12 protein-coding genes are annotated in these 20,645 nt (G+C 65.5%); 1 reads left to right on the forward strand and 11 read right to left on the reverse strand.

Annotated elements, in window-relative coordinates; all coding sequences use genetic code 11:
- Positions 1-7: 7 nt before the first annotated feature.
- From flaF to DCM80_RS06640, 5 genes are all read right to left on the reverse strand, one after another.
- A complete protein-coding gene (gene flaF / locus DCM80_RS06620) occupies positions 8-376 on the reverse strand; it encodes a flagellar biosynthesis regulator FlaF (protein WP_008554779.1) in 369 nt (122 codons plus the stop codon).
- Positions 377-669: 293 nt separating this feature from the next.
- Positions 670-2,961, reverse strand: a complete 2,292-nt coding sequence (locus DCM80_RS06625; RefSeq protein ID WP_257196256.1) for a DUF1522 domain-containing protein — start codon at positions 2,959-2,961, stop codon at positions 670-672.
- Positions 2,962-3,181: 220 nt separating this feature from the next.
- The gene (locus DCM80_RS06630) at positions 3,182-5,461 is read right to left on the reverse strand and encodes a DUF1522 domain-containing protein (RefSeq protein WP_257196257.1); all 2,280 of its coding nucleotides are present in this window, start codon (positions 5,459-5,461) and stop codon (positions 3,182-3,184) included.
- Positions 5,462-5,790: 329 nt separating this feature from the next.
- A complete protein-coding gene (locus tag DCM80_RS06635; RefSeq protein WP_257196258.1) occupies positions 5,791-8,067 on the reverse strand; it encodes a DUF1522 domain-containing protein in 2,277 nt (758 codons plus the stop codon).
- Between the two features lie 355 nt (positions 8,068-8,422).
- The gene (locus DCM80_RS06640) at positions 8,423-10,702 is read right to left on the reverse strand and encodes a DUF1522 domain-containing protein (RefSeq protein ID WP_257175523.1); all 2,280 of its coding nucleotides are present in this window, start codon (positions 10,700-10,702) and stop codon (positions 8,423-8,425) included.
- A gap of 320 nt (positions 10,703-11,022) precedes the next feature.
- Here DCM80_RS06640 and flbT point away from each other — a divergent pair, with 320 nt between their 5' ends.
- Positions 11,023-11,478 carry a flagellar biosynthesis repressor FlbT gene (gene flbT / locus DCM80_RS06645; RefSeq protein WP_257196259.1) on the forward strand — a complete coding sequence of 152 codons (456 nt, stop codon included), beginning with the start codon at positions 11,023-11,025 and terminating at the stop codon, positions 11,476-11,478.
- 103 nt (positions 11,479-11,581) lie between these two features.
- On the opposite strand, the gene DCM80_RS06650 is transcribed toward flbT, so the two are convergent.
- From DCM80_RS06650 to flgK, 6 genes are all read right to left on the reverse strand, one after another.
- Complete coding sequence (locus tag DCM80_RS06650; protein WP_257196261.1) at positions 11,582-13,081, reverse strand: aspartate aminotransferase family protein; 1,500 nt, start codon at positions 13,079-13,081, stop codon at positions 11,582-11,584.
- The gene (locus tag DCM80_RS06655) at positions 13,078-14,331 is read right to left on the reverse strand and encodes a RimK family alpha-L-glutamate ligase (protein ID WP_257196262.1); all 1,254 of its coding nucleotides are present in this window, start codon (positions 14,329-14,331) and stop codon (positions 13,078-13,080) included. The genes DCM80_RS06650 and DCM80_RS06655 overlap by 4 nt, the downstream gene beginning before the upstream one ends.
- Before the next feature lies 1 nt (position 14,332).
- Positions 14,333-15,979, reverse strand: coding sequence for a hypothetical protein (locus DCM80_RS06660; protein ID WP_257196263.1), 1,647 nt, complete (start codon positions 15,977-15,979; stop codon positions 14,333-14,335).
- Complete coding sequence (locus DCM80_RS06665; protein ID WP_257196264.1) at positions 15,969-16,754, reverse strand: hypothetical protein; 786 nt, start codon at positions 16,752-16,754, stop codon at positions 15,969-15,971. The genes DCM80_RS06660 and DCM80_RS06665 overlap by 11 nt, the downstream gene beginning before the upstream one ends.
- Positions 16,755-16,827: 73 nt before the next feature.
- A complete protein-coding gene (locus tag DCM80_RS06670; protein WP_257196265.1) occupies positions 16,828-18,711 on the reverse strand; it encodes a flagellar protein in 1,884 nt (627 codons plus the stop codon).
- A gap of 21 nt (positions 18,712-18,732) precedes the next feature.
- Positions 18,733-20,616, reverse strand: coding sequence for a flagellar hook-associated protein FlgK (gene flgK / locus DCM80_RS06675; RefSeq protein WP_257196266.1), 1,884 nt, complete (start codon positions 20,614-20,616; stop codon positions 18,733-18,735).
- Positions 20,617-20,645 lie beyond the last annotated feature (29 nt).

The raw sequence follows: 20,645 nt of genomic DNA on the forward strand, positions 1-20,645 counted from the left end.
GTTGCGGTCACGGCCGCCCGGACAGACCCGCGGCGATATTGCGGTTGATCTCGATCAACGGACGGAAGTGATCGAATTGCGGGCTCATCTGCAGCGCGGCGGTCTGGCTCAGCACGAAAACACTGATGTTGGCGATCTTCTGCCGGACGTCGATCGGCTGCGGATTGTTGTCGCGCATCGCCTCGCTCAGGAAGATGGTCCAGAGCTTGCGGTTGAACATCAGGGCCTGCATGGTCTGCTCGCTGAGCGGATCGGCGTTGTTCACGGCGTCCTGGAGCTTGTTCGCGGCCTTGAGCAGGGTCTGCGCCTCGATGTCCCGAGGAGATGCGGTGGTCGTTGCAACACGCGCATAGGCCGAGGCAGCGGAATTCGACATCAATCACACCCTGGAGGTTACCTAGCGCGTTGTACGCGCTTAAGGATTTCTTTCCCAACCCTAGGCAGCACCGCTTAAGATTTGCTTACGTGTGTGCTTTGGAAGCACTCCGGACAATTACGGGGCACGGAGGTCTTCTCAGCGCAACGCTAGATCCACGCACGCACGATGTAAACTCGCTTGCCGTGATGCGCGCCGATCTCAGCTAATCTTGCCTTAGCGATCTCCCTCAAAAGAACGGCGGAGCGTTAGCTCCGCCGCGAAATCTCGAGTGACGAGCGTGCGCCGTCGAACTAGCGGAGCAGCTGCAGCACGCTCTGCTGCGACTGGTTGGCCAGCGACAGCGCGGAGACCGCGATCGACTGGCGGGTCGACAGCGCCTGGCTGTTGGCCGCCTCTTCGTTGGTGTCGGCCAGCGTCAGGTTGGCCGAACCGGTCTGCAGCACGTTGATCAGGTTCTTGGAGAAGTCCTGACGCACCTGCACGATCGACAGGTTCGAGCCGAGTGTCGAGCCTTCCGAGCGCAGCGTGCTCGAGGCGGCGTTCAGGCTGGCCAGCACCCTGTTGGTGGCGCCGTTGTCGATGAAGTCGACGCCGTTGACGAGATTGCTGAGACCGAGGCCGGCGGCATTGAACACCACGCCGTTGATGCTGAGCGTCGAGCTGCCGGTCTCGTTGAAGACCAGCTTCAGCGTGTCGCCGTTGAGCAGGTTGACGCCGTTGAACGAGGAGTCCTGCGAGGTGGTGTCGATCTGGGCCAGGATGTTGTTGAACTGGTTGACCAGGTTGGAGCGCGCGGTCTGCGCCACGGGGTCCTGGATCGGCGGCTGCGCCGTCGTGAAGGCCAGGACGCCGGTGATCGTGCCGCCGACCGCGCCGCCGGCGAGCGTCGAGCCGAGGGTCGAGGAAGCGTACTCGTTGACGGTGGTCACCGTGAGCACGCCGTTGGCGTCGATCGTCGCAGTCAGATGATTGGCCTGTAGCTGCGCGTTGAGCTGGTCCAGGGTCTTGACGGTGCCGTTGGTGCCGTCGCCGAAGGTGACGTTCACCGGCGTGCCGCCGTTGAAGGAGGTGAACGTCAGCGTCTTGCCGCTGATGCCGCCGACGCCGGAGGTGCGCGCCGCGGTGAAGGCGGTCGCCGTTCCCGTGTTGCCGCTGAGGCCGAAGGCGCTGAGGGCGTTGCCGGTGCCGGTGATCGAGAGATCGGCGTTGACGCCGGTGGAGATCGCCAGCTGGCCGCTGGAGTTCACCGACGAGGGGATCTGCCCCGACGTGGTCGAGAGCGTCGCCGCGCCGTTGAAGATGCTCGCGGTCTTGACGCCGGTCGCAAGGTCGACCGCGTTGAGCAGGTCGGTCAGGGTCGCACTCTGGATGTAGACCGTCGAGTTGCCGTTGCCGTCGGTCACGACGTTGCCGCTGACGCCAAAGCCGTTGGCGACGCTCGCCGCCGATTGCGGCGTCTGCGCGTTCTTGAAGGTGATGGTGTGGCCGTCGATGTTCAGCGTCGAGCCGTCCTGAACGAGCGTGCCGAGCGAACCCGCCGTGGTCGAGCGGTTCGCGGTCACGTTCGCGTTGCCCGCGCCGGTCGCGGAGGTCAGACCGAGCGCCTTGAGGAAATCGGCCTTGCCTGTCACGCTCAGATCGGCACCGGTCGAGCTCTTCAAGGTCACGGCGCCCGCCGTGATGGACGACGCCACCTGAAGTGTGCCGACGGGACCGGCCGCGCCGCTGACGGCGATGGTCGCCGCGCTTGCGCTGATGGTTGCGGTCTTGACGCCGCTGGCGAGATCGATCGCGGTGAGGACGTCGTTGATCGTCGCCCCCGGCGCAGCCGCCGTTCCCTCATAAACGATCGAATTGCCGTTGCCGTCGGTGGCGATATGGCCGCTGGCGTCGAGACCCCAGCCGGTCGGCTGCGTGGCCGGCGCGACGCCGGTGCGGAAGGTGATGGTCTTGCCGTTCACCGTGATGGTGTCGCCGTCCGCGGGCGGCGTGCCGAACGTGGTGGATGCCGTGGTGCCGAGCAGCGTCGCGGTGCCGGACAGCGCGGTCGTGCCGTCGGCGGCAAGCGCTGCCGTGCCGGTGAAGGTGCCGGCGCTCGAGCCCAGCGAGGCGCCGAGCGCGGCGGTTCCCGTCACCGGGGTCACGCCACCGGCGGCGCCGGTATAGAGCACGTTGCTCTTGGCGGTCGCGCTGGCATAGGAGGTCGTGCCGCGCAGGTCGGCCGGCGTCGCGCCGGGAATGGTGGTGGAGACGTTCGACTTGGTGGAGTAACCGACCGTGGTCTGCAGCGCCTGGTTGGCGATCGACTTCGCGCTGTCGATCAGCTTCTGCAGCGAGGTGATGCCGGTATTGGCCGCCTGCAGCACCTGGACACCGTTGTTGATGCCGTCGAGCAGGTTGCTGATGTCGCTCGCCCGGTTGTCCAGCCCCTGCGCGGTGAAGAAGTTGGTGGGATTGTCGAGCGCCGTGTTGACCTTCTTGCCGGTCGCAAGCCGCTCCTGCGTCGTGGCCAGCAAGTCGGCCGTCGACTGCAGCGACAACAGGTTCTGGCGAACTGACGCCGAGAGAACGATGTTGGACATTGGCGAGTCTTCCTCTTGAACCGGATACGAATCGGCCGCTCGGGTCTGCAAAGCGGGCTTTCGTCCAGTTTTAGGAGGTGTCCTTTAAAGTATGGTTAACGCCGGTTTAAGGGATAGGGTTAATGCGCGGTGAACGCCCCTGCCCGGCTCGGCACGCAAAAAAGAGCGGCGGGACAACTGGCCCCGCCGCTCGGTTTTAGTGAGTGATTTCAATCGCTTGTTAGCGGAGCAGCTGGAGCACGCTCTGCTGCGAGGTGTTGGCCAGCGACAGCGCGGAGACCGCGATCGACTGCCGGGTCGACAGCGCCTGGCTGTTGGCCGCCTCCACGTTGGTGTCGGCCAAGGTCAGGTTGGACGAGCCGGTCTGCAGCACGTTGATCAGGTTCTTGTTGAAGTCCTGACGGATCTGCACCACCGAGAGGTTCGAGCCGAGGCTCGAGGCCTGCGAGCGCAGCGTGCTCGAGGCGGCGTTCAGGTTGGTCAGCACCCGGTTGGCGGCGGCGTTGTCGATGAAGTCGACGCCGACCGTCAGCGACGCGAGGCCGAGCCCCTTGGAATTATAGGTCACGCCCGTGATGTTCAGGCTCGACTTGGCGGTCTCGTCGAAGACCAGCTTGAGCTGATCGCCGTTGAGCAGGTTGACACCGTTGAACGAGGAGTCCTGCGCGGTGGTGTCGATCTGGTTGAGGATGTTGTTGAACTGAGACACCAGATTGGCACGCGCGGTCTGGGCAACGCCATCCTGGACGGGGGTGGAGGCCGTCGAGAAGGTCAAGGCCGAGGTGAGCGTGCCGCCGATCGCACCGCCGGCAGCCGCCGAGCCCAGCGTCGAGGACGCGTAGTCGTTGGATGCGGTGATGGTCAGCAGGCCGTTGGCGTCGATCGTCGCTGCCAGGTTGTTGGCCTGAAGCTTGGTGTTGAGCTGATCGAGCGTCTTGACCGTGCCGTTGGTGCCGTCGCCGAAGGTGACGTTGACTGCCGTACCACCGTTGAAGGAGGTGAAGGTCAAGGTCTTGCCGGCAATGCCGCCGATGCCGGAGGTGCGCGCCGCGGTGAAGGCGGTGGCATTGCCGGTGTTGCCGGCGAGACCGAACACGTTCAGCGCATTGCCGGTGCCGGTGATCGACAGATCGGCGTTCACGCCGGTCGAGATCTTGAGCTGGCCGGAGGTGTTGATGGTCGAGTTCGACTGGCCGGTCGCCGTGGCCAGCGTCGCGGTGCCGTTGGCGCCGATCGTCGCGGTCTGCACGCCGGTAGCAAGGTCGATCGCCTTCAGCACGTCGTTGACCGTACCGGCCTGCAGATAGACCGTCGAGTTGCCGTTGCCGTCGGTGAGGACGTTGCCGCTGACGCCATAGCCGGTCGGAATGCTCGGCGCGCCGGTCGATCCCGGGATCGGCGCGTTCTTGAAGGTGATGATGTGGCCGTTGACGTTCAGCGTCGAGCCGTCGGTGACGGTCGCACCCAGCGAAGCCGAGCTCGTGGTGCGGTTGACGTTGACGGTGGCATTGCCTGCACCTGTTGACGTCGTCAGGGCGAGCGCCTTGAGCAGGTCGGCCTTGCCGGTGACGCTCAGATCCGCACCCGTCGAGCTCTTCAGCGTGACGGCGCCGGCCGCAGCGGTCGATGCGGTCTGGCCGTTGCTCGTGGCGATCGTCGCTGCACCCGAAGTGATCGAGACCGTCTTGACGCCGCTGGCCAGATCGATCGCGGACAGCAGATCGTTGACGGTCGCGGCCGGAGTACCGGCAGTGCCGAGATAGACGGTCGAGTTGCCGTTGCCGTCGGTGACGATGTTGCCGCTGACGCCCGAGCCGGCGGGAACGCCGGTCGCGCCCGGAGCCGAGCCGCTGCGGAACGTGATGGTCTTGCCGTTCACGGTCAACGTATCGCCGTCGGCAGGCTGGGCGTTGCCGGCAAGGCCGGTCGCGGTCGTGCCGTTGGTGGCGATCAGCGTGAAGGTGCCGGCCAGCGCCGTGGTGCCGTCACCAGCCGTCGCGCCCGTGCTCGCAAAGGAGCCGATGGTGGCGCCGAGCGTGGTCGTTCCGTTCGCCGCGGTGGTGCCGCCGGCGGTGCCATTATAGAGAACGTTGCTGGACGCGGTGGCGCTGGCGAACGACGTGGTGCCGCGCAAATCGGCGGCGGTCGCACCGGAGATCGTGGTCGAGACGTTCGACTTGGTGGAGTAACCGACCGTGGTCTGCAGCGCCTGGTTGGCGATCGATTTCGCGGAGTCGATCAGCTTCTGCAGCGAGGTCAGGCCGGTGTTGGCGGCCTGCAGCACCTGCACGCCGTTGGCGATGCCGTCGAGCAGGTTGTTGATGTCGCTGGCGCGATTGTCGAGCGACTGGGCGGTGAAGAAGTTGGTGGGATTGTCCAGGGCCGAGTTGACGCTCTTGCCGGTCGACAGACGGTTCTGTGTGGTGGCGAGAAGATCGGCGGTGGACTGGAGAGAGAGCAGGTTCTGGCGAACCGACGCAGAGAGAACAATACCGGACATGACTCTTACCCTTCTGGCTTACGCGTCTTCGTTCGATCGCTTCTGGATCGAGTGACGGGGCCAGCGTGCCGTGACATGGCTAACAAAGGGTGAAACGGGAGAACGCGACATAAGCGCCGGTTCACCATAAGCGAGCGGAAGGTGCGGACGGAGCTTGCAATCCAGCTGAAATCATTGGGAATTCCGGGCGCTTACCCTCCATTAACCATAACCGCTGGTTACTTTTCGAGTGACGGCTGCTCCATCGAGATCTCCGAACATTACGCAAAAAGAAAAACGGCGGGGCCGAAGCCCCGCCGCCGTAATCGTCTTGCGATGTCGTCCGTGACTTAGCGGAGCAGCTGGAGCACGCTCTGCTGCGACTGGTTGGCCAGCGACAGCGCCGAGACCGCGATCGACTGACGGGTCGACAGCGCCTGGCTGTTGGCCGCCTCGACGTTGGTGTCAGCCAGCGTCAGGTTGGACGAGCCGGTCTGCAGCACGTTGATCAGGTTCTTGTTGAAGTCCTGACGAACCTGCACGATGGTCAGGTTCGAGCCGAGGCTGGAGGCCTGCGAGCGCAGCGTGCTCGAGGCGGCGTTCAGGTTGGTCAGCACCTTGTTGGTGGCAGCGTTGTCGATGAAGTCGACACCGCTGGTCAGCGAGGCGAGGCCCAGACCCTTGGAGTTGTAGGTCACGCCGGTGATGCTGAGGCTCGACTTTGCAGTCTCGTCGAACACCAGCTTGAGCTGGTCGCCGTTCAAGAGGTTGACGCCGTTGAACGAGGAGTCCTGGGCAGTCGAGTCGATCTGCTGGAGGATGTTGTTGAACTGATTGACCAGGTTGGCACGCGAGGTCTGGGCAACCGTATCCTGGACGGGGCTGGAAGCCGTCGAGAAGGTCAGAGCAGTCGTGAGCGTGCCGCCGATCGCACCGCCAGCGGCGGTCGATCCGATGGTCGACGACGCGTAGTCGTTGGTGGTCGAGACCGTCAGCAGGCCGTTGGCGTCGATCGTCGCCGTCAGGTTGTTGGCCTGCAGCTTGGTGTTGAGCTGATCGAGCGTCTTGACCGTGCCGTTGGTGCCGTCGCCGAAGGTGACGTTGACCGCCGTGCCGCCGTTGAAGGAGGAGAAGGTCAAGGTCTTGCCAGTGAGGCCGCCGACGCCGGAGGTACGGGCCGCGGTGAAGGCGGTCGCAGTCCCGGTGTTGCCGGCGAGGCCGAGGACGTTCAGCGCGTTGCCCGTGCCGGTGACCGACAGGTCGGCATTGACGCCGGTCGAGATCTTCAGCTGACCGGAGGCATTGATCGACGAGTTGGTCTGGCCGGTGGCGGTCGCAAGCGTCGCGGCGCCGCTGGCGATCGTCGCGGTCTGCACGCCGGTGGCAAGGTCGATCGCCTTCAGGACGTCGTTGACCGTGCCGCCCTGCAGGTAGACCGTCGAGTTGCCGGCGCCGTCGGTGAGGACGTTACCGCTCGCACCAAAACCTGTCGGCACGCTCGGAGCACCGGTCGAGCCCGGGATCGGCGCGTTCTTGAAGGTGATGACGTGGCCGTTGACGTTCAGCGTCGAACCGTCGGTGATCGTCGCACCCAGCGAAGCCGAGCTGGTGGTGCGGTTGACATTGACGGTGGCGTTGCCGCCGCCCACCGACGTGGTCAGGGCAAGCGCCTTGAGCAGGTCGGCCTTGCCGGTGACGCTCAGATCCGCGCCCGTCGAGCTCTTCAGCGTGACGGCGCCCGCAGCAACGCTCGAAGCGGTCTGGCCGTTGCTCGTGGCGATCGTCGCCGCACCCGAGGTGATCGAGACCGTCTTGACGCCGCTGGCCAGATCGATCGCGGACAACAGATCGTTGACGGTCGCAGCCGGGGTACCGGCGGTGCCGAGATAGACCGTCGAGTTGCCGTTGCCGTCGGTGACGAGGTTGCCGCTGACGCCCGAGCCGGTCGGAACGCCGGTCGAGCCCGGAGCCGAGCCGCTGCGGAACGTGATGGTCTTGCCGTTCACGGTCAGCGTGTCGCCGTCGGCAGGCTGGGCGTTGCCGGCAAGGCCGGTCGCCGTCGTGCCGTTGGTGGCGATCAGCGTGAAGGTGCCGCCGAGCGCCGTGGTGCCGTCGCCGGCCGTTGCGCCCGTGCTGGAGAAGGTGCCGATGGTGGCGCCGAGCGTGGTCGTGCCGGTCGCCGAGGTGGTGCCGCCGGCAGCGCCGCTATACAGCACGTTGCTGGAAGCGGTGGCGCTGGCGAACGACGTGGTGCCGCGCAGATCCGCCGCGGTCGCACCGGAGATCGTGGTCGAGACGTTCGACTTGGTGGAGTAGCCGACCGTGGTCTGCAGCGCCTGGTTGGCGATCGACTTCGCGCTGTCGATCAGCTTCTGCAGCGAGGTGATGCCGGTGTTGGCGGCCTGCAGCACCTGCACGCCGTTGGCGATACCGTCGAGCAGGTTGTTGATGTCGCTGGCGCGGTTGTCGAGCGACTGGGCGGTGAAGAAGTTGGTGGGATTGTCGAGGGCCGAGTTGACGCTCTTGCCGGTCGACAGACGGCTTTGGGTGGTGGCGAGAAGGTCAGCGGTGGACTGGAGGGAGAGCAGGTTCTGACGAACCGAGGAAGAGAGAACGATACCGGACATTGAGTGTTACCCTTCTGGTACGCAACGCAACAAACTTCGATTAGGATTAATCGATGGCCGGGACGGTGAACGTTGTGGGCTAACAAAGCATGAAGCGCGTCGCGCCAGTCCTTGCGAAGATTCACCATATCCGGATTCGGAGCAGCAACGCGCTCGTCGATATCATCATGATAGGATGATGCTTTTTGGTACCGTCGCCAGCCGTTTGCGACTTGTCAACCATAACTCAGAGTGAGCAATTGGCGGCATCCAGATGCAGCGTTCCCTTTCGCTGAACGGCATCTTGATGCCGCCCAAAAGAAAACGGCGGGGCCGAAGCCCCGCCGCCGGATCTTACTTGCGATGTCGTCCGCTATTAGCGGAGCAGCTGCAGCACGCTCTGCTGCGACTGGTTGGCCAGCGACAGCGCGGAGACCGCGATGGACTGGCGGGTCGACAGCGCCTGGCTGTTGGCCGCCTCGACGTTGGTGTCAGCCAGCGTCAGGTTGGCCGAGCCGGTCTGCAGCACGTTGATCAGGCTCTTGTTGAAGTCCTGACGGACCTGCACCACCGAGAGGTTCGAGCCGAGGCTCGAGGCCTGCGAGCGCAGCGTGCTCGACGCGGCGTTCAGGTTGGTCAGCACCTTGTTGGTGGCAGCGTTGTCGATGAAGTCGACACCGCTGGTCAGCGAGGCGAGGCCCAGACCCTTGGAGTTGTAGGTCACGCCGGTGATGCTGAGGTTCGACTTGCCGGTCTCGTCGAACACCAGCTTGAGCTGGTCGCCGTTCAGCAGGTTGACGCCGTTGAACGAGGAGTCCTGCGCCGTGGTGTCGATCTGGTTCAGGATGTTGTTGAACTGGTTGACCAGGTTCGCACGCGAGGTCTGGGCAACCGTATCCTGGACGGGGCTGGAAGCCGTCGAGAAGGTCAGCGCCGAGGTCAGCGTGCCGCCGATCGAACCACCCGCGGCGCTCGAACCGATGGTCGAGGACGCGTAGTCGTTGGTGGTCGAGATCGTCAGCAGGCCGTTGGCGTCGATCGTCGCGGACAGGTTGTTGGCCTGCAGCTTGGTGTTGAGCTGATCGAGCGTCTTGACCGTGCCGTTGGTGCCGTCACCGAAGGTGACGTCAACCGCCGTGCCGCCGTTGAAGGAGGTGAAGGTCAAGGTCTTGCCGGCCATGCCGCCGATGCCGGAGGTGCGAGCCGCGGTGAAGGCGGTCGCAGTCCCGGTGTTGCCGGCGAGGCCAAGCGCGTTCAGCGCGTTACCCGTGCCGGTGACCGACAGGTCGGCATTGACGCCGGTCGAGATCTTGAGCTGGCCGGAGGCGTTGATCGACGAGTTGGTCTGGCCGGTGGCGGTCGCAAGCGTCGCGGCGCCGTTGGCGCCGATCGTCGCGGTCTGCACGCCGGTGGCAAGGTCGATCGCCTTCAGGACGTCGTTGAGCGTGCCGCCCTGCAGGTAGACCGTCGAGTTGCCGGCGCCGTCGGTGAGGACGTTACCGCTCGTACCAAAACCTGTCGGAACGCTCGGCGCACCGGTCGAGCCCGGGATCGGCGCGTTCTTGAAGGTGATGACGTGGCCGTTGACGTTCAGCGTCGAACCGTCGGTGATCGTCGCACCCAGCGAAGCCGAGCTGGTGGTGCGGTTCACGTTGACGGTGGCGTTGCCGCCGCCCACCGACGTGGTCAGGGCAAGCGCCTTGAGCAGGTCGGCCTTGCCGGTGACGCTCAGATCCGCGCCCGTCGAGCTCTTCAGCGTGACGGCGCCCGCAGCAACGCTCGAAGCAGTCTGGCCGTTGCTCGTGGCGATCGTCGCCGCACCCGAGGTGATCGAGACCGTCTTGACGCCGCTGGCCAGATCGATCGCGGACAGCAGATCGTTGACGGTCGCAGCCGGGGTACCGGCGGTGCCGAGATAGACCGTCGAGTTGCCGTTGCCGTCGGTGACGATGTTGCCGCTGACGCCCGAGCCGGTCGGAACGCCGGTCGAGCCCGGAGCCGAGCCGCTGCGGAACGTGATGGTCTTGCCGTTCACGGTCAGCGTGTCACCGTCGGCAGGCTGGGCGTTGCCGGCCAGGCCGGTCGCCGTCGTGCCGTTGGTGGCGATCAGGGTCATGGTGCCGCCGAGCGCCGTGGTGCCGTCGCCGGCCGTTGCGCCCGTGCTGGAGAAGGTGCCGATGGTGGCGCCGAGCGTGGTCGTGCCGGTTGCCGCGGTGGTGCCGCCGGCCGCGCCGCTAAACACGACGTTGCTGCTCGCGGTCGCGCTCGCATAGGAGGTCGTGCCGCGCAGGTCGGCCGCGGTCGCACCGGAGATCGTGGCGGAGACGTTCGACTTGGTGGAGTAGCCGACCGTGGTCTGCAGCGCCTGGTTGGCGATCGACTTCGCGCTGTCGATCAGCTTCTGCAGCGAGGTGATGCCGGTGTTGGCGGCCTGCAGCACCTGCACGCCGTTGGCGATGCCGTCGAGCAGGTTGTTGATGTCGCTGGCGCGGTTGTCGAGCGACTGGGCGGTGAAGAAGTTGGTGGGATTGTCGAGGGCCGAGTTGACGCTCTTGCCGGTCGACAGACGGTTCTGCGTGGTGGCGAGGAGGTCAGCGGTGGACTGGAGGGAGAGCAGGTTCTGACGAACCGATGCGGAGAGGACGATACCGGACATGACTCTGTTACCTTTCTGGTAAACGACGCTACTGTTACACGTCTGCTTGGATCGCGATTGACCCAGCGACGGCGGACGGTGCCGCCGAGACCTCTAACGAAACATGAAATGAAACCCGTGCTTTTGCCCGGTCGCGCGTGATTCGGTCCGGGATTCCGCGCGCAGCGCTACGCCGGCACACAGACGCGCCGTTGAAATCATTGATTTTTCTGGGACGAATGGCGGGAATTTACAGCTCGTTAACTAGTTGCGAGCGAGAATCACGTCTTGGCAGGCCGCAACGAACGCTCGGTTACGAAAGCGTTGATGGAGAACAGGCAATGGCCCTCAAGGTCGAGCTCAGACCGCACGAACGCATCATCGTCGGCAACTGCGTGATTACGAATACGGACCAGCGGGCCCGTCTCCTGATCGACGGCGACAACGTGCCGATCCTGCGCGAGCGCGACATCCTCACGCCGGAGACCGCCGATACGCCTGCCAAGCTCGTCTATCTGGCGGTGCAGCTCATGTACATCTCGCCGGATCCGCAGACCCAGCACGGCACCTATTTCAACCTGGTGCGCGACATCGTCACCGCGGTCCCGAGCGCCTGGCCGATCATCGAGGCCATCAACAACAACATCCTGAACGGCGACCTCTACCGGGCGCTGAAGGATGCCCGCAAGCTGATCGCCTATGAAGAAAAGCTGCGGGGCCAGTTCGAGGCCGCCCATCCCAAGCCTGAAGCGACCAAGGTTGAAGTGGCCAAGGACGACGTGAGCTCCGCCGCCTGACCATCAACGTCCGCGTGGCGAAGCCCCACGAACGATCCAGCTCTGCAAACGACAACGGCCCCGGATCATCTCCGGGGCCGTTGTCGTTTCAACCATGCGCGGGCTATTGCGCCGCGAGCGGCGGCGCCTCGACCTCGATCACGCCGTCGCCGCATCGCCGCGCGCCGAACTGCAGCACCGCCTCGACCAGCGCATCGATGTCCGCCTCCTCGGTGCGGTGATTGACGATCGCGGCACGGATCGCAAACCTGCCGTCCAGCGTCGTGCTCGACGGCGCCCCCACTCCCGTCTCCTGGATATCGGCGACGATCTCGCGATTGACCGCATCGTCGGCACGGTAGCGGAAACAGACGATGTTGAGGTTGACCGGAGCCAGCAATTCCAGCCGCGGCTCGGCCAGCACGCGCGCCTCGAGATACTTCGCCAGCGCACAGCTTCGCGCGATCGTCGCACCCAGTCGGTCGATTCCGAACGTCTTCAGGGTGAACCACGTCTTCAGCGCACGGAAGCCGCGCGACAGGTCGGGGCCGAGATCGCAGGGCCAGACCGCTCCCGCCGCAAGTCCCCTCGCCTCGCGGCGCAGATAGGCCGCGGGCTGTGCAAAGGCCTGCCGATGCTGCTCGCCGTCGCGCACCAGCAGGAAGCCGGCATCGTACGGCACCTGTCCCCATTTGTGGAAGTCGAGCGCGATGGAATCGGCGAGCTCGATTCCGGCGAGCAGCGGCGCGAGCTCGGGCGAGAAGATCGCAAGCGCACCGAAAGCACCGTCGACGTGAAACCAGATTCCCTCCTCGCGGCACAGCTCCGCGACGGCCTTGAGATCGTCGATCGCGCCGACGTCCACCGTGCCGGCGGAGGCGACGACCAGGAACGGCTTGAAGCCGACCTCGCGATCAGCGGCGATCTGCGCGCGCAACGCGGCAATGTCGATGCGATGATCGGCATCGACGCCGACCTTGCGCAGCGCATCGGTGCCGAGCCCGGCAATGTCCATCGCCCTGGAGACGCACCCATGCGCGGCCTGCGAAGTGTAAGCGGTGAGGAGCGCGCCGTCATTGCCGATGCCGTGTTGCCGCGCCAGCGCGCCGAGCGCAGCGGTGCGCGCCACCAGCACCGCCATCAGATTGGCCATCGACGTGCCCGTGACGAAGATGCCGCTCGCGCCATCCGGAAAGGCGAACAGGCGGCGCATCCAATCGACGATCTGGCGCTCGACCTCGATCGGCATATGGTCCCGGCCGCCGAGATTGGCGTTGAGGCCTGCCGCAAGCATGTCCGCGAGCATGCCCACCGCGGTGCCGCCGCCATGCACCCAGCCCATGAAGCCGGGATGGATGTTGCCGGCCGCATAGGGCGCGACGTGATCGGCGAATTCGCGGTAGACCTCGGCGAGATCGCTCGCCTCGCGCGGCACGTCGGCCTTGAAGGCCGCGCGGACGTCGTCAGGGATCGGCTGCCAGACCGGACGCGTCCGGATGTTGGCGATGCCGTCGATCGTCTCGTCCAGCATGCGATGGGCGAGCGCGCGAAACGCGCTCCAGTCCTGCGGATCGAGCGAGGTGTTCGCCACGGAGCTCTGCGCGTTGCGGACGATCTCGTTCATGTTGCATTCCCCTCGCCCGCTCTTGCATGCCGCGACAGCATCGCCGCGAATGCCGCAAAGATCTTGCGCATCTGCGGCGGCTTGTAAGGAAACACGGCTGGCGAATCCATGTTGTGCACGACGGCGGTGTTGTCGGCTTCGAAGACCAGGAGTTCGCCGTTCTGGTTCTCGGCGCAATCGACGATGAAATAATCGAGGCCGACCCGCCTGCTCATCTCGTCGAGCGCGCTTTTGTGGCGCGCCGCGAAGGCGTGGTCGAAGTCGCGCATGAAGATCGCCTCCTCCGCACGCTTCTCCTCGCTGAAGGCCATGTTGGCGTTGAGGTACCAGATATCCCAACGGTCGGCGATCGCCATGTGGCAGGCGTAAGGTTTGCCGTCGACCATCGCGAGACGATATTTGCGATAGAGCCCGTCTGGATTCACGTAATCGACGAAACGCGCGACGAAGAAATCCTGCTCGTTACGCTCGGCAAGATAAGATGCGAGCGCCGCCGCATCGTCGAGCTTGGCGAGTCCGACGCCGGCATGTGAGCCGCGCGGCCGCGCGATCATCGGAAAGCGCAATTCACCCGCGATGTCCTGGCAGGCGATCCGCCCGCTCGAAAGCTCCGACAATTGTGCCCGCGTCGCGTGGATGGTCGCGGGAATGTCCAGACCCGGCACGCCTGCCAGCAGCCGATGCAGCTTGTCGCGATCGAGATTGCCGATGCGATCGGGACGATTGAGCAGCGGCCGCGGCCAATGCGGCGCGGCCTTTCCGATCAAGGCGAGCGCCTCGCGGCATTCCTCGGAATCGGAGGCGACCACGATGGCGACGTCGTGCTCCGGCAAATTCTCCGGCAGGCCGACGCCCTTGACCACGTAGAGCGTCAACAGCTCGATGTCGGATCCTTCGAGCAGAAAATCGATCGGCGTGTTGCCGCCCATGTCGATGTCGGCCGCGAGCGCGAGCACGCGCAAGCTGGGCTTCGGAGCGGCGCTCGGCGTGCGAAACAATTGATGGAAGGCCAGCACCTCCGACTGGATCGCAAGCCCCTGATCCTTGTCGCCGAGAAGCTGGGTGATCAACGACAGATCGAGCCCTTCGCCCGCCAGCGCCGTCCCCGCCGCGATCCGCGCCAGCAATTGGTCGCGCAGCGGATGCAGGTCGACACCTTCGAAGGCCTGGCGCGTCAGCTGCGCAAAGCCGATGCGATCGGCATAGTTCGCCGTAATCATGCCGATCGGCGCGGAAAGCGGATGCTGCATCTCACACCTCGAACGCGGAGTTTACCGGCGCGGCGACTGCGCCACGGTCGAGCAGCAGTTCGATCTTTACCAGGACATGGGCGATGCGATCGAGGACCTGCTGCACGTTGCGTTGCGCCTCTGCCGTATCAGGCGACCAGGCCTCGGTCACTATTCGGGCGCCGACGCAAAGGCGCAGCACGGCCTGCGGGGCCGCGTCCTGCCGCTCCAGACGGACCGGCTGGCCGATCAGGCAGCGCTGCGCAGCGACCTGTCGGTCCGCCGCGGTGCCGCCGATCGCCTGGCTCATGTCACGCGCCAAAGCCTGATGGATGGCGTTGGTCTCGGCGATCGAAACCGGCTTGCCGGCGCGCAGCGGCATGAACGGAAAGATCGTAGTTTGTGCAAATTCCTCGTCATCCGCGTCGGCTGCTTTGGTCGCGGTTGGGACCGAGCGAAGCGACGGCGACAGCGCGATCATGCTGTCGATGCCGGCGGCGAGATCGGCGAGCACCTTGGCGCGGAATGCACCGGGCACGGCGTAATAGCTCCCGATCTCGGCGAGCGCCGCCTCCCAGCGCAGCCATTGACCGAAATTCGGCCGGCGCTCGAAGCGCGAACGCAGCTTCGTCCAGGCCATCGGCCAATCGCAACGGCCGGCATAGTCGAGAATGCCGGGCGCGATCCCCTCGGCACGGTCGAGCGTCCGTGACAGGCTCTCGGGCACCAGCAGCGCACCGCTGAAGGCAGGCCCACCATAGAATTTCGAGCCCGTGATCAGCACCATGTAGCCGCGGTCGAGATAAGAGCGCAGCCGGCGGCGACCGAGCCGCGCCTGACAGGCGTCGACGACGATCTGGACCTTGCGCGGCCAGCGCCGCGCGATCTCATCGAGGCAGGCTGCGCTCGGTGCGCGCCAGCCGAGCTTCGATGCATCCATGATCTGGAGCAGTACGGGCGTGCCTTGCGCGATATTGGCTTCGACCGCACGCAGCACCGCGGCATCGGCATCCCCACGCATGGCAGGCGCGGGGCCTGCCTCGAGCAGCGGCAATGCGAAACTGGCGCCGGCGAGCCCCGCCACCGCGCCGTCCTTGCGAGCCGCGACGCCGCTTGCCGTGATGGAGCTGAAATGGTGCCCGCGCGCGGTATGGATCGTGCCGCTTCCGGTCTGGTCGGCGCCGACCACGATCGTCACCGGCGGCGCCCCGAGCGCCGCGCGCGCCAGGAACAGGGCGTGAAGCTGGGAGTCCGTCCCGGAGGGCGAGAACACGATTTCGACGCGCGGTGGAAGCTGGAGGTGGCCGCGCAGCTCGGTCCGCATGTCCTCGCAGCGCGAGTCGAAGGCGACCTCGACTTCGTCGAACAGGCATTTGTGCACCAGCTCTTCGCGCGCCAGCGCGACACGATCATAGGCAGCCTGCGAAATCGTCGACGCCGTCGAGGAGGCGAAATTCCAGATCTCCGGCTCCGGCGCGGCCGCGCAGCCATACACGTTGAGGCGGTCCGCGGCGTCGAGCGCCAGCCGCGGATCTCCTCCGGAGACGAGCAGCGTATCGAGGGGCGTGAAGAGATCGCGCAGGCGGTACCGCGAACCGCCGTCGGATGCGCGTTCCGGTCCTGACAGGCGGGATGCGCCGGTGCTCATCCCGAAAGGCTCAGGCCGCATCGGCCGCCGCCGCTGCGGGCGCCGGTGCGAATTGCGAGGCGATGTCGCCATGGAACACCGACGGCCCGACGTGATCGAGCGAGCTCTGGATGTCGGCCCAGATCTCGCCGCCGATATCGGTCCAGCGCTTGCAGAAGGCGAAGTCCTCGGACAGATAAGTGCCGGTCGCCGGATCGATCATGCATTCGAACAGCGCGAAGCGGTTCTGGCTCGCAACCAGCGTGTCGTGCGAATGCTCGCGGAAGAACTGCAGGCCGGCATAGTCCGGGTGCCGGCACATCGCCTCCAGCGCGTGGCGCCGGATCATCAGGAAGCCGGTGCCGGCATAGCGCACGCGGGTGAAGCCGTTGACGACGACGATGCGGTCGGGATCCTCGATCTCGAGCACGTAGTCCAGCGAAGCCGCCGGCACGTCGGTCCGGCCCGACTGGATCGCCCGCGCGGCCTTGTCCCAATTGACCCGCTTGATCGGATAGCAGCCGGCAACGACGTCCGCGCCGCATTCGATCAGGCGGAACACCTGCTCCGGCTTGAAGCCGATATCGGCGTCGACGAACAGGAAATGCGTCGCACTGGGATCGTCCAGGAACATCGCGACCAGATTGGCGCGCGCACGGGTGATCAGCGCGTCGCCGTCCCGCAGCAGCACCTTGAGCTCGAGATTGGACATGCCGTGAACGGCGCGCTGCAGCGCGAAGATCGAGCTCGCATAGATGCTCGACACCTGCCCGCCGAAGCATGGCGTTGCCACCACCAATTGCATCCTGTCCGACATCGGCAGCTCCGCCCCGCTCCAATCCTCACCAAGAGGTAAAGAGGCATGGTTAACGGCGCCTTAACGCGGGCCCTTACAGGAACTTGACCAGCGAGAGCTGCGCGAGGTTCGAGGTCACCTGGTAGGACGCCTGCAGCGCGTTCTGCAGCGCCAGGATCTCGCTCGCGACCTGGTCGGGCGAGGCCGATTCCGCCTGGTCGATGATGGTCTGGAGCTGCGCCTTGGCCTGGGTCTGGCGCGTGGAGGCGTCCTTCATCGTGTTCTGGGCCATCGCGATGTCGGTCTGGATGTCCTCGATCCGCTGCTGACCCGGCTGCTGCGTCAGCGCCTGCGTCACCCGCAGGCTCAGCGCCGAGACCTGCCCGCCCGAATACTGCCCGGTCGGCGAGGTCGAGAACGTCCCGAACACCGCGATCGCCTGCAATTGGCGGCGGATCGCGTCCTCGTTGGCCTGGGCGCCATACTGCACCGTGATGGCATCGTCGACCCGCGCCATCGCCGTGGAGCGCGCCGAGCCAGGCCCGTCATTGCCCAGATACCATTTCACGGTGTTGGCGGTGCCGTTGACCAGCGTCGTCGCCGAGCTCGCCGGCGAGGAGCCGACCCGCAGCGGCGGCTGCGTGGCGGTCACGGGCGTCGCGCCGAATCCGAGCGAGCCCAGCGCGCCGGTGTTCGAGCTGGTGATGTTGAGGCTCGCCGCATCGTCGGTGTTGATCGTGATCGAGCCGCCATGGACCGTCGAGGGCTTCGACGTCCCCGTGATGGCGTCGATCTTGCCGAGCAGGGTCTGGATGCTGTCGGTGACGTTGAGCTGGTTGCCGGTCGCGCCCGAGGCCACGAAGGTCAGCGTGGTGCCGTTGACGGTGATGGTGTCGCCGGCGACGAAGCCCGGCGAGATCGAATCCGAGGGGCTCGCACCTGATAGCGCCGTAGCGCCGGTGACGGGCGCCGGAATCGCCGCCTGGTTGTTGACCGGCGTGCCGATCGCAGAGCTGGCGGTATTGAAGAAATTGTCGCCGGCGACGATCGCGGATGCCGCGACCAGCGAGGTGTTGGCGAGCTTCGTGATCGCGGTGTTCAGCGCGGCATTGAGATTTGTCGCGGTATTGGTCGGGTTGACGGGGGTGCTCGCATCGATCGCGAAGCTGCCGAGCGGCGTCGGCGTCGCCGAGGATGCGGTCAGGTCGATCTGCTCGGTCGTGCCGTCAGGCAGCGTGAACTGGATGCTGAGCTTGTCGCCGTTGTTCGGGTTGTTGCCGTTGAGATCGACCGAGAACGACACCGGCGAGCCGCTCGGGCCGGTGACGGTCGCGCCCGTCAGCGTCGAGGAGACCGCCTTGAGCTTGAGGCCGAACGGCGAGCCCGCGACGTCTTCCGACACCTGAATCGAGCTCGGCGTCGGCTGCGTCTGCACCAGACGGCCCATGCCGTTGGCGCCGAGGTCGGCGGCCTGGCGCTCCGCCATCACCGTCTTGAAGCCCGCCTGCGTCGTGGTGCCGTTGATGATGTCGCCGGCATCCGTGACCGACTGCGTGTTGACGGCGGTTCCCGAGAACAGATAGCGGTTGCCGGTCTGCGTGTTGAGGACGCCGACCATCGAGCCGAACTGGGCCGCGGCGGTGTTCTGGGCAATGGTCTGGCCGTTGACGTTGAGATCCTGCGCCGTGTTGGCGGAGCCGGTCTGCACCGTGCTGCGGATCTTGGTCAGCGACTGCAACGCGGTATTGGCGAGGTTGATGCTGACATTGACGTTGGTGATGGTGTCGGTATAGGCGGCGATGTTGGAGAGCTGCGCGCGCCCGGCGATCGCGAAGCCCTCGTTGGTGCCCATGCCGGCATAGTTCTGCGACAGCTTGCCGGTCGAGAGCTGCGTCGACAGGTCGGTGAGCTGCTGATTGATGTTGCGGATCTGCGCGCCGAGAACCGACGATGAGTAGTTGATGCTGCTGATCGACATCTTTCAGAGCCCTGTTACTGGTTACAATTGAGCCTGTATCAACGTGTTCATCATGCTCTGCACCACCGACATGACATGGGCGTTGGCGGCATAGGCATTCTGAAGCTGGATCAGGTTCGACATCTCCGAGTCCAGGTTGACCTTGGAGGTCGAGTCGAACTTGGCCTGGAGCGTCGAGACCACGACGCTCTGGCCCTGCTGGAGCTGGGTCGCCTGGGTCGCGGCGTTGGCCTGCACGCTCAGGAATTGCTGGAGAAAGTTCGAGACGCTGCCGGTGAACGGCTGGCTCGCCGAGCCGAGGCCGCTCTGCGGCGAATAGGAGAACACCGCATTGGTGAGCTGCGAGTAGAGATAGTCCGAACGCGTGGTGTCGCCCGCGGGCGTCACCGGCGAGGTATTGTAGACCGACATCCGGGTGGGATCGGTCACCAGTTGCGTGTTCACGGCGATGCGCCCGGCAAGACCGGTCATCTGCGAGCCCGATGCCGTGATCGCGCCGGTATAGAGCGCCTGCCCGCCGTCGGTGAACAGCGGCAGCTGCGGATTGCCCGAGGTCAGCGATGACATCGTCTTGGTGGTCGAGGCCGAACCGACCTTGGCGAGCCCGGTATTGTCGTCGGTCACCCGCAGCGTCGTGGCGGTCGCCGGCGACGGGGCGGCGGAGAACGACAGGTGCGCACCCGACAGCGCGGTATTGAGCGCAGAGGCGATCGCGCCCATGCCGCCGGCGAAGTTGACGCCGATCCGCATCGGGTTGGCGTTGGTCGCGTTCTGGAGCGGCAGCGCCGCCGGATCGGTCACGTTGACCAGCGTGACCTGGCGCTGCGTGTTGGTCGCGGTGTCCGTATATGTGATGTTGACCGTGTTCCCCGGCAGCGCGCCGGCGAGCTCGAGATCGAAGCCGGCCGGCGGGCCGGAGACGGTGCTGCCCGCCGTGGTCTTGTCGGACAGCGCGCTCGACATCGTGGCGGCGAGCTGGTCGATCTGGTTCTGCGCCTGCACCAGAATGTCGTCACGCAGCTTCAGGTCGGCCGCGATCTGGCCGGACGACACCACGTTGTTGGCGACGACATCGACTTGCGAGCCGTTCGGCAGCTTGATGTTGAAGGAGCCGACGCCGGACTTGGCGGGGTCGATGTTGTATTGCGACGTCGCCGACAGCGTGCCGGCGGAGGCAAAGGAGAATTCCGAGGCGAGCCCGGCGCCGACCAGCTGAATGCCGGTCGTGGTGTAGATGTTGGCCTGGTTCGAGTTGTCGGTGGTGACGCGGACGTCGACATATTTCGACAGCGTGTTGATGGCCTGGTCGCGCTGGTCCATCAGCGTTGCGGCCGAAGGATCGTTGGCCCCCAGGCCCTGGAGCCTGGTGTTGATGTCGGCGATCTGCTTCATGGCCGCATTGGCGGCCTGCGCCGAGTTGCCGAGATCCTGCTCGACGTTGGAGCGCAGCGACTGGATGCCCTTGGTGGTGACGTTGAGCTGCGTCGCGAGCGCTTGCGCCGCCCCGAGCGCGACGGTCTGTGCCGACGAGGCACCCGAGCTGGTCGACAGCGCCTGCAGCGCCGTGGTGAACTTGTTCAGCGCGCTTTCGAGCGTGCCGGAATTGCCGGGCGTGCCGTAGACATTCTGAAGCTGCTTCAGGATGTTGGCCATCTGGTCGGCGTAGCCGCTGCCGCCGGTCTCGGTCCGCAGCTGGTTCTGCACGTAAGTGTCGAGCAGGCGGCTGACGCCGGTGGTCATCGCCGTCGAGCCGAACTCGCCGGTGGTGACCTCGATCTGGTTCGGGGTCTGGACGACGTAACCCGGCGTCTGCGCATTCGCGACGTTCGAGGAGACGATCGAGAGCGCGGCCTGGTTGGCACGCAGACCGCTCATCGCACTGGCGAGGGCTGAACTCAAACCCATATCACTGGCCCGCCTTTGGTTGCCTCACG

Source organism: Bradyrhizobium sp. WBOS08 (assembly GCF_024585125.1).
GTDB lineage: Bacteria > Pseudomonadota > Alphaproteobacteria > Rhizobiales > Xanthobacteraceae > Bradyrhizobium > Bradyrhizobium japonicum_B.

Coding starts and splice junctions, on each gene's coding strand:
- DCM80_RS06625 (WP_257196256.1), bottom strand. CDS start 2,961: ATGTCCAACATCGTTCTCTCGGCGTCAGTTCGCCAGAACCTGTTGTCG.
- DCM80_RS06630 (WP_257196257.1), bottom strand. CDS start 5,461: ATGTCCGGTATTGTTCTCTCTGCGTCGGTTCGCCAGAACCTGCTCTCT.
- DCM80_RS06670 (WP_257196265.1), bottom strand. CDS start 18,711: ATGTCGATCAGCAGCATCAACTACTCATCGTCGGTTCTCGGCGCGCAG.
- DCM80_RS06650 (WP_257196261.1), bottom strand. CDS start 13,081: ATGAACGAGATCGTCCGCAACGCGCAGAGCTCCGTGGCGAACACCTCG.
- flbT (WP_257196259.1), top strand. CDS start 11,023: ATGGCCCTCAAGGTCGAGCTCAGACCGCACGAACGCATCATCGTCGGC.
- flaF (WP_008554779.1), bottom strand. CDS start 376: ATGTCGAATTCCGCTGCCTCGGCCTATGCGCGTGTTGCAACGACCACC.
- DCM80_RS06640 (WP_257175523.1), bottom strand. CDS start 10,702: ATGTCCGGTATCGTCCTCTCCGCATCGGTTCGTCAGAACCTGCTCTCC.
- DCM80_RS06655 (WP_257196262.1), bottom strand. CDS start 14,331: ATGCAGCATCCGCTTTCCGCGCCGATCGGCATGATTACGGCGAACTAT.
- flgK (WP_257196266.1), bottom strand. CDS start 20,616: ATGGGTTTGAGTTCAGCCCTCGCCAGTGCGATGAGCGGTCTGCGTGCC.
- DCM80_RS06660 (WP_257196263.1), bottom strand. CDS start 15,979: ATGCGGCCTGAGCCTTTCGGGATGAGCACCGGCGCATCCCGCCTGTCA.
- DCM80_RS06665 (WP_257196264.1), bottom strand. CDS start 16,754: ATGTCGGACAGGATGCAATTGGTGGTGGCAACGCCATGCTTCGGCGGG.
- DCM80_RS06635 (WP_257196258.1), bottom strand. CDS start 8,067: ATGTCCGGTATCGTTCTCTCTTCCTCGGTTCGTCAGAACCTGCTCTCC.